The sequence below is a fragment of the Stenotrophomonas maltophilia group sp. LNF247 genome (genome assembly GCF_054083135.1).
Window position 1 is genome coordinate 147641 of the sequence record NZ_JBSRQL010000007.1, and the last position, 13156, is coordinate 160796.

Below are 13156 nucleotides of genomic sequence, written 5' to 3' on the forward strand. Positions count from 1 at the left end.
CATGGGCTCGGCTCTAGACAAACGGGGTGCGAAGGCGCGATGGAGGAAGTCGACCTGCTGGTGATCGGTGGCGGCATCAACGGCGCCGGCATCGCCCGTGATGCCAGCGGACGCGGACTGCGCGTCCTGCTGTGCGAACAGCATGACCTGGCCGCGCATACCTCCAGTGCCAGCAGCAAACTGGTCCACGGCGGCCTTCGCTACCTCGAACAGGGCGAATTCGGCCTGGTGCGCAAAGCGCTGGGTGAGCGTGAGACGGTACGCCGGCAAGCCCCTCACCTGGTCCATCCTCTGCGTTTCGTCCTGCCCTGGGAACCGCACCTGCGCCCGCGCTGGATGCTGCGCGCGGGACTGTGGCTGTACGACCATCTGGGCCGGCGCAGCCCTGCGTTTCCCGCATCGCACGCACTGGACCTGCAACGCGATCCGCTGGGTCGCTGGCTCTCCCCCTCGCTGCGCATCGGCTTCAGCTACGCCGATGCGCAGGTCGATGACGCGCGGCTGGTGCTGCTCAACGCCCTGGATGCCGCGCAGCGCGGCGCACAGGTGCGGGTCCGCAGCCGCTGCATCGACCTGCGCCCCGTTCACGGCCGATGGCAGGCCGTTCTGGAATCCGCCCATGGCCAGCCGCACCCGGTGACTGCGCGCGCCGTTGCCAATGCGGCTGGTCCGTGGGCCGGCGGCCTGCTGGAACAGATGCAGGGGCGCGGCGATGGCCCCGCGCTGCGCCTGGTGCAGGGCAGCCACATCGTGCTGCGCCGCCCCTGGCCCAGCGACAGCGCCTGCCTGCTGCAGCAGCCCGATGGGCGCGTGGTGTTCCTTCTGCCCTTCGCCCACGACCACCTGCTGGTCGGCACCACCGACACCGACTATCGCGGTGACCCGGCGCGCTGCAGCGTGCTCCCTGCGGAGGTGACGTACCTGTGTGATGCGGCCAATCGCTACCTGCGTGATCCCATCGCAGCGGAGGATGTGGTCTGGCGGTTCGCTGGCGTACGCCCGTTGCTGGCCGATCCCGATCCGCGTGCGGCACGACTCAGCCGTGATTACCGCCTGCAGTTGCAGTCCCACCCGGCACCGGCGCTGCACGTGCTGGGAGGCAAGCTCACCACCTACAGGGTGCTGGCCGAGGAAGCGCTGGAGCTGCTGCGGCCGGCGCTGCCGCAGATGGGCCCGGCGTGGACGGCAGGCGGAGACCCGCTGCCTGGCAGCGACTGGGGCGACGCCACGCAGGCGTGCTCGCGCCTGCAGTTGCTGGCACCGTGGTTGCCCGAGGAAATCGCACGCCGCTGGGCCGACGCCTACGGCAGCCGCAGCGCGGAGCTGCTGCATGGCCTGCAGGGTGTGAACGATCTTGGCGAGGACTTTGGCGGCGGCCTGCACGCGCGGGAAGTCGCTTTCCTGCGTGAGCACGAATGGGCCTCGAATGCCGAGGACGTGCTGTGGCGGCGGAGCAAGCTGGGGTTGCGGCTGGACGCGGCGCAGGTGGCACGGCTGCAGGCGTGGATGGAGCAAGCCAGCGTGTAGAGCCGGGCCATGCTCGGTTGCATCCGCACAACGCAGCCGAGCATGGCCCGGCTCTGCAGGAAGCTGAGGTACCTTACCCCGACCGCTCTACCGGAGACGCTGCATGACGCCCCGCTACGTGCTGGCCATCGACCAGGGCACCACCAGTTCGCGCGCGATCCTGTTCGACCGTGCCGGCGACATCGTCGGCAGTGCACAGCGCGAATTCGCACAGATCTTCCCCCAGCCCGGCTGGGTCGAGCATGACCCGCGCGAGATCCTTACCAGCGTCTATGCCACGCTGACCGAACTGCTCAGCCGCGAACAGATCGATCCGCGCCATATCGCTGCGCTGGGCATCACCAACCAGCGCGAAACCACCGTGGTCTGGGACCGCGCCAGCGGCCAGCCCATCCATAACGCGATCGTCTGGCAATCGCGGCAGAGCCACGCCATCTGCGAGCGGCTGAAGTCCGACGGGCATGAAGCGCTGGTCCGCGAGCGGACCGGCCTGCTGATCGACGCCTATTTCTCCGCGACCAAGGTGCGCTGGATCCTCGACCACGTGGAAGGTGCGCAGCAGCGCGCCGAGCGTGGCGAGCTCCTGTTCGGCACCATCGACAGCTGGCTGGTGTGGAACCTCAGCGGTGGCCAGGCGCACGTGACCGATTACAGCAATGCCGCGCGCACCCTGCTGTTCAACATCCACACGCTGGACTGGGATGAAGACCTGCTGGCGCTGCTGGACATCCCGCGCGCGATGCTGCCGCAGGTGCGCGACTCCAGTGCGGTGTACGCACACACCCGGCCGCAGTTCTTCTTCGACCACCCGATCCCGATCGCCGGCATCGCCGGTGACCAGCAGGCGGCGCTGTTCGGCCAGGCCTGCTTCCAGCCGGGCATGGTCAAGAACACCTACGGCACCGGCTGCTTCATGCTGATGCACACCGGCACGCAGGCGGTACGCTCGCGCAACGGCCTGCTGACCACCATCGCCTGGGGCCTGGACGGGCGCGTGGAGTATGCGCTGGAGGGGTCGATCTTCATCGCCGGCTCGGTGGTGCAGTGGCTGCGCGACGGACTGCGCATGATCGAAAGCGCCAGCGACAGCCAGGCGCTGGCCGCACAGGTACCCGACAGTGGCGGCGCCTACCTGGTGCCGGCGTTTGTCGGCCTGGGCGCGCCCTATTGGCGCAGCGATGTGCGCGGCGCGATGTTCGGCCTGACCCGCGGTACCCGCAAGGCGCATTTCGTGCGCGCCGCGCTGGAAGCGATGGCCTACCAGACCCGCGACGTGCTCGATGCAATGCAGTCCGATGCCGGTATCGCGCTGACCGAACTGCGCGCCGATGGCGGTGCGATCGGCAACGACTTCCTGGCCAGCTTCCAGGCAGACATCCTCGGTGTGCCGCTGCTGCGGCCGCGGTTGACCGAAACCACCGCGCTCGGTGCGGCCTATCTGGCCGGCCTGGCCGTCGGGTTCTGGTCCAGCCGCGAACAGATCACCGCGCAATGGGGCCTGGACCGGCGCTTCGAGCCACAGATGGACGTGGCCCAGCGCGAGAAACTGTATGCCGGATGGCAGCAGGCGGTGGCCGCCACCCTCGCCTTCCACGTCGATTGAAACTGCAATGCCCTGCCCTGCTGCGGCACACGTGGAGTGACACGGTAGAGCCGAGCCATGCTCGGCCGCCGCCGGTGAAATGCCGGAAACAGCAGAGCCGAGCGTGGGCTCGGCTCTACAGGGAAGGCAGTGTCGACGAAGGTCGACACCCACCGTTCAAATCAACAGATCAGCCGCAATCAGAACGCCGGCAGCACCGCGCCCTTGTACTTGGTCTCGATGAAGGCCTTCACCTGCGGACTGGTCAGGGCCTTGGCCAGTTTCTGCACACGGGCGTCGTCCTTGTTGTCCGGGCGCGCGACCAGGAAGTTCACGTAGGGCGAATCCTTGCTCTCGATCGCCAGAGCGTCCTTGGTCGGGTTGAGGCCGGCATCCAGCGCGTAGTTGGTGTTGATCAGTGCCAGGTCCACCTGGTCCAGCACGCGCGGCAGCATCGCCGAGTCGAGTTCGCGGAACTTCAGGTTCTTCGGGTTGGCGGTGATGTCACGCAGGGTCGACAGCGCGTTGGCCGGATCCTTCAGCTCGATCACGCCGGCCTTGTGCAGCAGGATCAGCGCGCGGCTGTTGTTGCTCGGGTCGTTCGGGATCACCACGTCGGCACCGTCGCGCAGCTCGGCCAGCGACTTGACCTTGCGCGAATAGGCACCGAACGGCTCGATGTGCACGCCGATCACCTTCACCAGATCGGTCTTGCGATCGCGGTTGTAGGCATCCAGGTACGGCTCGGTCTGGAAGTAGTTGGCGTCCACCTGCTTCTGCACCAGCTGGTCGTTGGGCTGCACGTAGTCGTTGAACACGCGCACGTCCAGGTCCACGCCTTCCTGCTTGAGGATCGGCTTGACCACTTCAAGGATCTCGGCATGCGGCACGGCCGTGGCGGCCACCACCAGCTTCTGCGAGGGCTCGCCGGACGTGCCGCAGGCGGTCAGGGCCAGCGCAGCGGCGAGCAGGGGCAGCAACAGGGTCTTCTTCATGGGCGGAAGGGTTCTCGGGGGGAGTGTCAGGATTTTTCGTAGTTGCTCAGGGCCAGCTCGAGCAGCGCCTTGGCCTGCTCGCGCAGCATCACCGGCTCGATGATCTCGGCATCCGAACCATAGTGCAGCACGTCCATCAGCAGCTCGCGCGAGACGCTGTACGGCACCTTCAGTTCGTAGCGGCCATCGGCCAGGAAGCGGCCCTGCTGCTTGGAATGCCAGTGCTCGTCGGCCACCCAGCGCGCGGCCTTGGCGCTGAACAGGATGGTCGCCCAGCCCTTCGGCGCACCAGAAAAAATGCCATAGCTGGCGCCGAGCTGCTCGTCCAGCTCGCTGTCGGCGACATCGCGGGCGGTGCTGTCGATCACCCGTGCCTTGTGGATGCGGTCCACGGCGAAACTGCGCAGCGCCTCGCGGTCATGGTCCCAGGCATCCAGGTACCAGTTGTCGCGATAATGGGTCAGGCGCTGCGGCGAGACGGTACGCTTGGTCGGCTCGTCGGTGGAACGGGCACGGTACTCGAACGCCAGCTGGCGGCGCTCCAGCACGGCCGATGCGACGCTGCGGAAGCTGCCTTCGTCAAACTTGCGGCCACGGTGCGGAATCACCCGCACGCGGTCCACCGGCCAGCTGGACACGCCCGCCTGGGCCGCCAGCAGGCTCTCGATGCGCTGCTGCAGCGGCGCCAGCACCGACGACAGCACGCCACCGCCGGTGCGCGCCAGCAGGTGTTGCGAAGCCAGCAGGGCATGCAGCTCCTCCGAGCTGAGCCATAGGCCAGGCAGTTCGAAGCGGTCGCTCTCGTCGGCCTGGTAACGGAAGCCTGCCTCGCCGTCGCCCTCGATCGGTGCCATCAGCGCATCGCGCAGGAAGGCCAGGTCGCGGTAGACGGTGGCACGGGAACAACCGAGCTTGTCCTGCAGGGTCGCCACCGTCACCGGATAGCGCGCGGACTTGAGCAGACGATGCAGGGCGGTGATGCGTTCGTATCGGTCCATGCCCCCGATTATGTCCGAGTCGCGGGTCTTGTGTGGGACGTTTGGGCTATCGTGGTCGCCCCCACCCCATGGAATGCCCGATGCGCCGGTTGCCTGCCCTGTCCCTGCTGGCCTGCCTGCTGCTGGCCGCCTGCGATCGCGCGCCGGCGCCGGCGGGCACCGAGGCCCCGGTACCCGCCGCCGATCCGGCACAGGCGGTGCTGGGCGCCAGCCAGCGTTTCGCCGCCCTGCGCAGCTTCCACGCCGAACTGGAAGTGCTGGGCGCGCCGCAGCGGGTACGCAGCGCCATGGACTTCGTTGCACCCGACCGTTTCCGGGTGGAGACCCCGGCCGGGCCGCAGACCATCATCGGCGACACCCTGTTCCTGCAGGCCGACGGTGCGATCCGCCAGGTGCCGGCCCCGCCCGGCCTGCTCGAGCAGTGGCGCAACCCGCTGCCGGCCGACGCCCTGCCCGCCGACCTGAAGGCCGAAGATCTCGGCAGCCAGGCGCTGGACGGGGTCGAGACCCGTCACTACCGGCTGCGCGGCAACCAGCCCGGCGAACGCCTGGAGTACTGGGTGGATGCCCAGGGCCTGCCACGCCAGATCGTGCGCAGCGGCAGCAGCAATGGCCGCAGTTTCCAGCTGCGGCTGCGCTATTCGCGCTTCAACGACCCGGCGTTGCGCGTCGATCTGCCCTGAATGGGCGGTCGCGGCAACGTCTGCTGAAGCGGGCGTTTGGATCGATTCGGACCGCCATCACGCTTCCAGTATCATCACCGGCTGTCAACCGCTTCGGAGTAGTCCCGATGTTCCTGCGCGTGTCCCTGCTGATCCCCCTGCTGCTGTGCGCGCCGCTCGCGTACGCACAGGATGCCTCCGAACTGGCGGCGATGTCCTCGCCGTGGAGCGGCAGTGGCGGCGAGCTCGGCTTCGCTTCGGCACGCGGCAACAGCAGCACCGAGAGCTTCAACGGCCGCCTGCGCCTTCGCTACACCGACGGCGACTGGGTTCACAGCATGGACCTGGCCGGCCTGCGCTCCAGCTCCAAGGTGACCGAGACCCGCGATGACGGCACCACCACCCGCCGCAACAACACCACGGCCAATCGCTACACCGGCAGTGCCGGCAGCGCGCTGCAGCTGGGCGAGCACCGCCAGCTGACGGCCACGGTGCGTACCGAGCGCGACGACTTCGCCACCTACGACCGCCAGAGCTCGTTCGGCCTGGGTTACGGCACCCGCCTGTGGAACACCGAGCGCTTCTCGTTCGACGCGCAGATCGGTCCCGGTGTGCGCCGCACCCACAGCACCGAGGACGACCGCACCCGCACCGGCATGATCGGCCGCGGCCTGTTCGACATGAAGTACTCGCTGACCGACAACACCGACCTGGTCAACACGCTGCTGGTCGAATCCGGTTCGTACAACACCTTCGGCCAGAACGACTTCGGCGTGTCGGTGAGCATGAACGAGCACTTGGCGCTGAAGGCCGGCTGGCAGGCGCGTTACAACAGCGACGTCGCTGTCGACAAGCGCAAGACCGATACGCTGACCACGATGAACGTGGTCTACAAGTTCAAATAAGCAGAACGGGCGCCGGGGCGCCCGTTTCGTTTTTGTAGAGTCGAGCCATGCTCGACTTGAGCGCGAAGCCCGGGATTTTCCCGGCGAAGAGCAGCCGAGCATGGCTCGGCTCTACAGACATCGGGGCTCAGGCGTTCAGCAGTTCGCCGGCGCCATCGTCCAGCAGCATGTTCGCCACGCGCTGGCCCAGCGCTTCCGGGGCATTGGCCGGGCCCACCGCCTCGGCACGCACCGCACGGCCATCGCTGGCGCTGCCAACCAGCCCCTGCAGGTGCAGGTCGTCGCCCTGCCACTGCGCGATGGCCGCCACCGGCACATGGCAGCTGCCATGCAGCGCACGGTTCATTGCCCGCTCGGCTTCCACGCAGGCACGGGTAGCCGCGTCATCAAGCTGGCCGAACAGCGCCCTCAGGTGCGCATTGCCGCCATCGCACTCCACCGCCACCGCGCCCTGCGCCGGGGCCGGCAACCACTGCGGCGGTTGCAGGCGCGCGACGATGCGCTCACCCAGGCCCAGGCGCTCCAGGCCGGCCACGGCCAGCACGATGGCGTCGTAGCCGCCGTTGTCGAGCTTGGCCAGGCGGGTGTTGACGTTGCCGCGCAGGTCGAGCAGCTCCAGGTCCGGGCGCAGCGCGCGCAGCTGGGCCTGGCGGCGCAGCGACGAGGTACCGACCCGCGCGCCGATCGGCAGCGCGTCCAGCGAGGCGTACAGGTTGGAGACGAAGCCATCGGCCGGATCGTGTCGGGGCAGGATTGCCGGCAGCGCGAACGGCTCGTCCAGTTCCATCGGCACGTCCTTCAAAGAATGCACGGCGCAGTCGGCCTCACCGCGCAGCATGGCCAGCTCCAGTTCCTTCAGGAACAGGCCCTTGCCACCGATCGCGGCCAGCGAGCGGTCGAGCACCTCGTCACCGCGGGTGCTCATCGGCACCAGTTCCACATGCAGGCCGGGATGGGCCTGGCGCAGGCGGTCAGCGACGTGTTCGCTCTGCCAGAGGGCGAGCGGGCTCTTGCGGGTGGCGATGCGAACGGTTTCCATCCGGTCATTATCGCGCCTCCGGCGCGGATACGGCCAACGGCGGAGCCCCTCGTGGCTGGCGGAGGGGTCGTGAAAGCAACAGCCGCGCTTGGCCGGGCGGGGTGGGGTCGCGGGGGACGCCGTGAATCCGTCCGTGGAGGCTTGGCCGCGGCATCCATGCCGCGGACACCCCCGCGACCCCACCCCGCCCGGCCTCTGACAGCTTCCGTGCGCGTCAGCCACGGAAGATCAAAAGAAAAAAGCAGAAGCAAAAGCAACAGCCGACGGCTTCCGGGGTCAGATCCCTTTTCCGCAGGAAAAGGGATCTGACCCCTCTTTCCCCACCCGATAACAACAATGCCTTTGCCGTCCGACGCGGGAAAAACGAGAGGGTTGGGCCGGGGTGGGGTGGCGGGACCGTTGGCGCCATGGGCCCGAGGCATGCCTCGGGCGGGTTGGGCAGGACGCCCAACCCCGGTCTTGCCGTGTGCGCAGGACAGCGCACACGAGCAAGGCGCCATCGAGCTTACAGGGATGTACTTGCAGCGTGTCCCGCCACCCCACCTCGGCCCGACCCAGTACGTAGCACCAACGAGCCGACCAACCCGCCGTTGCTGTTGCTGTTGATGTTGATCTGAAAGCAGTCGCGGCCGCAGGCCGCGCGGAAACCTCACAGATGCCGCAGTTCCTGCTTCAGCGTCGCCACGCAGCGGCGGCTGACTTCCAGCGGTTGCTTGCCATGGCGCAGCATCGCCTGCACCTGGCCGCCCGTGCCACGACGCAGCTCCACCAGCTCATGGCGCGCCACCAGGCAGTTGCGATGGATGCGGATGAAGCGGCTGGCGAACTCCTCTTCCAGCGACTTCAGTGACTCTTCGATCAAGTCTTCTCCACGCGCGTGGTGCACCACCACGTACTTCTCTTCGGCCTGCAGGTAGTGGATGTCGTCCAGCGGGATCAGCCGAAGGCTGCCACGCAGGCGTGCGCACAGCATGCTCCGTGCCTGTTGCCCACGATGGTCCTGCGGCTGGCCATCACGGCCGGCCAGGAACGTGCGTGCGCGTGCAATCGCCGCCGCCAGGCGTTCGGCGCGCACTGGTTTCATCAGATAGTCGATCGCCGCAGCCTCGAACGCCGACAGCGCATGCGCATCGTAGGCGGTGCAGAACACCACCGCCGGCCGGGGTTCGAAGCTGGCCAGATGACGGGCCGCTTCCAGGCCATCCAGCCCGGGCATGGCGATATCCAGAAGGACCAGGTCCGGCTGCAGCTCCGCGCACGCGTGCAGGGCCTGCTCGCCGTTACCGGCCTCGGCCACCACGACCACGCCGTCCTGCGCGGACAACAGGCTGCGCAGGCGCTCGCGCGCCAGCGGTTCGTCATCGGCGATGACTACCCTCACGATCGCTCCCTCACTGGATCGGCACTGTCACCTGGCAGGCATAGTAGCCCTCGCTCCAGCCAGCCGTCATCCGCGCGGCGCTGCCGAAACGCCAGGCCAGCCGATGGCCGATGCTGTGCTGGGCATGGCCGGCACCGCGCGCCAGGGCCAGTCCGGGCGCCTGCGGGTCGGGCGCCGGGTTGCGCACGCGGATCTGCAGCTCGTTGCCCTCGCGCACCAGCTGCAGCTCGATGGTGCCGCCCTCGGGCAGCCGCGAGATGCCATGCAGCACGGCGTTCTCCACCAGCGGCTGCAGTACCAGGCGAGGCAGGGGAAGATTCCAAGGCAGCGGCTCATCGCGCAGCCAGCGCACCTGCAGACGCTCGCCCAGGCGCAGTGATTCAATCGACAGGTAGCGCTCGGCCAGCTCGCATTCGTCACGCAGGGTGGAATCGCCCTCGCCCGCGCCTAGGGCAGCACGGAACAGATCGGACAGGTCCAGCACCGCACGCTCGGCCACCGCCGGATCGCGATGCAGCAGGCTGGCGATCAGGTTCATGCTGTTGAACAGGAAATGGGGGCGGATCCGCGCCTGCAGCGCATCGGCCTGTGCGCGTGCGTTGGCCTGCACCTGCGCGGCCCAGCGGTCACTCACGTAGAAATAGCGCAGGGCCAGCGCGGTGATCAGCGCGGTGGTGGCCGCGCTGCCCAGCGTGAAGCGCCAGAAGCTGATGCCGCGGGCGAAGTTGTCGCCCAGCACCGCGTACAGCGCATGCACGATGCCGGCGCAGATCACCGCGATCAGTGTCGCCAGTGCGATGGCCGCCACAGCCCCCAGCACCTGCGGCAGCCTCGACAGCGCCTGCCGCAGCAGGCACAGGCTGGCGGTCACCGCCAGCGCAAGCCACAACGCGAAGCCGCTGGCCGACAGCAGTTCGCCGAAGGTCCAGTGACGGCTACCGTCGGGCGCCAGCGCCAGTACCACCACCACCAGCTCGGCCAGGCCGAGCATCGCCGCCAGCCGCGGCAGGCGGCACAGTTCCGGCATCCACGGCGGGGCGCTGGCCGGTGACATGGCTCAGGCAGCGCCCAGGCGTTCCTGCAACCAGTCACCCAGCGCCTGGATTTCTTCGGCGCAGACCTGGTGGGCCATCGGATAGCTGTGCCACTCCACCTCCAGGCCCATCGCCTGCAGGGCCTGCGCGCTGTGTACGGCCACCGCCTGCGGAATCACCGGGTCGCTGCTGCCATGGGCCATGAACACCGGCACCTGCACCGCACCGTCAGCGCGCTTGGCGCTCTCGGCCTCGGGCAGGTAGGTGGACAGTGCAATCAGGCCGGCCAGTGGCGCCGTGCGTGACAGTGCGGCGGTCAGGATGATCGCGCCACCCTGCGAGAAACCGGCCAGGAAGATCTTCTCCGGAGCGATGCCGCGCTCGATCTCACGCGCGATCAGCGCATCCAGCTGCAGTACCGAGTCCTGCACGCCGGCCATGTCGGCGCGCGAGCGGAAATCCATGCCGACGATGTCGTACCAGCCGCGCATCGGCACGCCGTTGTTGATCGTGATCGGCCGCACCGGCGCATGCGGGAACACGAAGCGCAGCGCTGGCCAGTGCGGACGCACCAGCTCCGGCACGATCGGCGCGAAGTCGTGACCGTCGGCGCCAAGGCCGTGCAGCCAGATCACCGACCACTGCGGCGAGGCGCCGGTTTCCTGTTCCACCGTTTGCAGCATGATGTGGCTCCTTCAAGTTCGAGCCGCATTATGCCGCTGCCGCAGGGCGATCAGTACAGCGGCGGTTGTTCGGCCGCTTCCCGGCGCAGCTGTGCAGCGCGTACCAGCACCGGCGGCGGGATGTTCTCTTCGGGGATATCGAGCAGGCCAAGCCGATGCAGGAAGGTACCCGGCCCGCGCGATGACGTCAGCGCCACCACCGGGACCGCCAGCACCATGCCGATCACCACCGGCGCCATCCACGCGGCCAGCGACGGCGATACGGCCCAGGCCAGCACGCCCATGAAGGCACCGAATACGCCGAGGCCGCCATAGCCGCGGATCAGCGCCAGCCACGAGATACCACCGTCGTCACGCTGCTGCGCGTCCCAGCCGGAATCGCGCCCGGACAGCACTTCGGCGACGCCGCGCGACTGCACGTACATCACCACCGGCGCCATCAGCGCGGCCAGTACGGTTTCCACCAGCATCGAAACGAACGCGCGGATCGCGCCACCACAGCCACGACGGTCGACCGGCTCCAGAAGCATTGCCAGGTACCCCAGCACCTTGGGCAGCAGCAGCACGGCCATGGTGGCAGCGAACAGGCGAACCACCTGTTCTTCGTCCTGTGCGCGCCAGTAAACGCTGGGCGACAGGTGCAGCAGGGCGTTGAAATCAATGCCTTCCTGGAACAATGGAATGGCGATGCCGATCAGCATCAGCATCGCCCACATCGGCGCGGTGAAGTAATGGCCGATGCCGATCAGCATGTGCGTGCGGCTGATCCAGTGCAGGCCACGGCTGCCGACCACCTTGCCGTGTTGCAGGTTGCCCTGGCACCAGCGGCGGTCGCGCACCAGCAGGTCAGTCAGTGTCGGAGGGCCTTCCTCGTAGCTGCCACCCAGGTAGGGCACCATGTGCGCGGCCCAGCCACCACGCCGCATCAGCGCCGCTTCGACGAAGTCATGGCTGAGCACATGGCCGCCGAACGGCTTGCGTCCTGGTAGCGCTGGCAGGCCGGCGTGGTCTGCGAAGGCGCGGGTGCGGATGATGGCATTGTGGCCCCAATAGTTGCTCTCGGCGCCATGCCACCAGGCCACGCCACGCGCAATCACCGGCCCGTACACGCGGCCACCGAACTGCTGCATGCGCGCGAACAGGGTACGGCCACCGATCACCGACGGCAGGGTCTGGATCAGGCCGACGTCGGCGTTGTGTTCCATGCCGGCCACCAGGCGCACGATGCTGTCGCCGGTCATCAGGCTGTCGGCGTCCAGGATCAGCATCTGCGGGTAGGCGCCGCCGAAGCGGCGCACCCAGTCGGCGATGTTGCCGGCCTTGCGCCCGCTGTTGTCGCCACGGCGGCGGTAGAACAGCCGCACCCGGCCATCAGGTACACGCTCGCGCAGTTCGGCAAACACCTGTTCCTCGGCACCGGCGATGTCCTCGCGGCGGGTGTCGCTGAGCACGAAGAAGTCGAAGCGGTCGAGCTGGCCGGTGGCCGCCACCGACTCGTAGATCGCCTGCAGGCCCGCCAGCAGGCGGCGCGGGTCTTCGTTGTAGGTTGGCATCAGCAGCGCGGTGCGGCTGTGTACCGTAGGCAGCGGCTTGTCCGGATCGATGCCCAGCCGGTAACCCCGGTCGAACACCGCCGTCAGGAAGCCGGCCACGGCACTGGCGAACGACAGCGCAATCCAGGCGAACAGGCCGACGAACAGCACCAGCAGGCAGGCTTCAAGCACGCTGATGCCGTTGGCCGACAGCACCCGCCACATCATCCGGGTAGCGATGGCGGTCATCGCCAGCGTGCCGCCGAAGATGTAGAACCGGCGCAGGCCGATCAGCCGCGGCGAGGTGCGGTGGCGTCGAACCTTCAGATGGCCCTCGCGCAGGGTCTGCTCGGGCATCTGCAACGGCGATTCCACCGGCAGCAGCGCCCAGCCGGCATCAAGCCGGGGCGTATCCGCTTCCGCATGGATGGTCTGCACCCCCATTGCCGCCTACTCCGCGCGGTCGGCACGGCCGGCCATCCCGGCCGGGCTGCATGCACCAAGGTTCCCGGCGCGCTTTCCCGGCGCCCGCACTTGTCCTGGCTGCGTCGGCCTCACGCCGCGCAGTCGCTGTCTGTCACTACCGGAACCCACACGATCTCCAACAGGGCGGAATCGAAAATGCGGCCCAGTCTAGGGCGCCGGATGTAAGCCGGGTGCGAAGGCCTACGCCGGGATTTATCCCCATTCAGCAAACAGCAGGCGAGTCTGGCAGCCAGGTATCGGATGTCACCTCGTCGCCTCCTGTGCTGGATCGTAACAAATGCGAACGGTTATCATTTCATGAACCAGGCAGGTTGCCGTCGTCCGCACGGTCA

The 13156-nt window shown here is 68.0% G+C and carries 11 protein-coding genes; 4 read left to right on the forward strand and 7 right to left on the reverse strand.

What is annotated here, in order from left to right; translation table 11 throughout:
• Positions 1-39: 39 nt before the first annotated feature.
• Together glpD and glpK are read left to right on the forward strand one after the other, a co-directional pair.
• Entirely contained in the window at positions 40-1527 is a 1488-nt protein-coding gene (gene glpD, locus ACTXG9_RS09525) for a glycerol-3-phosphate dehydrogenase (protein WP_206621548.1), read from the forward strand.
• A gap of 103 nt (positions 1528-1630) precedes the next feature.
• A complete protein-coding gene (gene glpK, locus ACTXG9_RS09530) occupies positions 1631-3130 on the forward strand; it encodes a glycerol kinase GlpK (protein ID WP_456115821.1) in 1500 nt (499 codons plus the stop codon).
• 179 nt (positions 3131-3309) lie between these two features.
• On the opposite strand, the gene ACTXG9_RS09535 is transcribed toward glpK, so the two are convergent.
• Positions 3310-4104, reverse strand: coding sequence for a MetQ/NlpA family ABC transporter substrate-binding protein (locus ACTXG9_RS09535; protein ID WP_019660740.1), 795 nt, complete (start codon positions 4102-4104; stop codon positions 3310-3312).
• Positions 4105-4130: 26 nt separating this feature from the next.
• Positions 4131-5102: a helix-turn-helix transcriptional regulator gene (locus tag ACTXG9_RS09540; RefSeq protein WP_019660741.1), complete on the reverse strand. Its 972-nt coding sequence runs from the start codon at positions 5100-5102 to the stop codon at positions 4131-4133.
• Between the two features lie 80 nt (positions 5103-5182).
• On the opposite strand from ACTXG9_RS09540, the gene ACTXG9_RS09545 reads away from it, so the two are divergent.
• Together ACTXG9_RS09545 and ACTXG9_RS09550 are read left to right on the forward strand one after the other, a co-directional pair.
• Positions 5183-5785 (forward strand): LolA-like protein, encoded by a 603-nt coding sequence (locus ACTXG9_RS09545; protein WP_069139700.1) that lies wholly within the window; start codon positions 5183-5185, stop codon positions 5783-5785.
• A 107-nt stretch (positions 5786-5892) separates the two neighbouring features.
• Positions 5893-6669 (forward strand): DUF481 domain-containing protein, encoded by a 777-nt coding sequence (locus ACTXG9_RS09550; protein WP_019660743.1) that lies wholly within the window; start codon positions 5893-5895, stop codon positions 6667-6669.
• A gap of 127 nt (positions 6670-6796) precedes the next feature.
• On the opposite strand, the gene hemC is transcribed toward ACTXG9_RS09550, so the two are convergent.
• The 5 genes from hemC to mdoH form a co-directional block, all read right to left on the reverse strand.
• Positions 6797-7708: a hydroxymethylbilane synthase gene (hemC, locus tag ACTXG9_RS09555; RefSeq protein ID WP_111099183.1), complete on the reverse strand. Its 912-nt coding sequence runs from the start codon at positions 7706-7708 to the stop codon at positions 6797-6799.
• A 649-nt stretch (positions 7709-8357) separates the two neighbouring features.
• Positions 8358-9089, reverse strand: coding sequence for a LytR/AlgR family response regulator transcription factor (locus ACTXG9_RS09560; protein ID WP_019660745.1), 732 nt, complete (start codon positions 9087-9089; stop codon positions 8358-8360).
• A 10-nt stretch (positions 9090-9099) separates the two neighbouring features.
• A complete protein-coding gene (locus ACTXG9_RS09565) occupies positions 9100-10143 on the reverse strand; it encodes a sensor histidine kinase (RefSeq protein ID WP_021204095.1) in 1044 nt (347 codons plus the stop codon).
• A gap of 3 nt (positions 10144-10146) precedes the next feature.
• Positions 10147-10806, reverse strand: a complete 660-nt coding sequence (locus ACTXG9_RS09570; protein WP_019660747.1) for an alpha/beta hydrolase — start codon at positions 10804-10806, stop codon at positions 10147-10149.
• Between the two features lie 50 nt (positions 10807-10856).
• A complete protein-coding gene (gene mdoH, locus ACTXG9_RS09575) occupies positions 10857-12782 on the reverse strand; it encodes a glucans biosynthesis glucosyltransferase MdoH (RefSeq protein WP_019660748.1) in 1926 nt (641 codons plus the stop codon).
• Between the last annotated feature and the right edge of the window lie 374 nt (positions 12783-13156).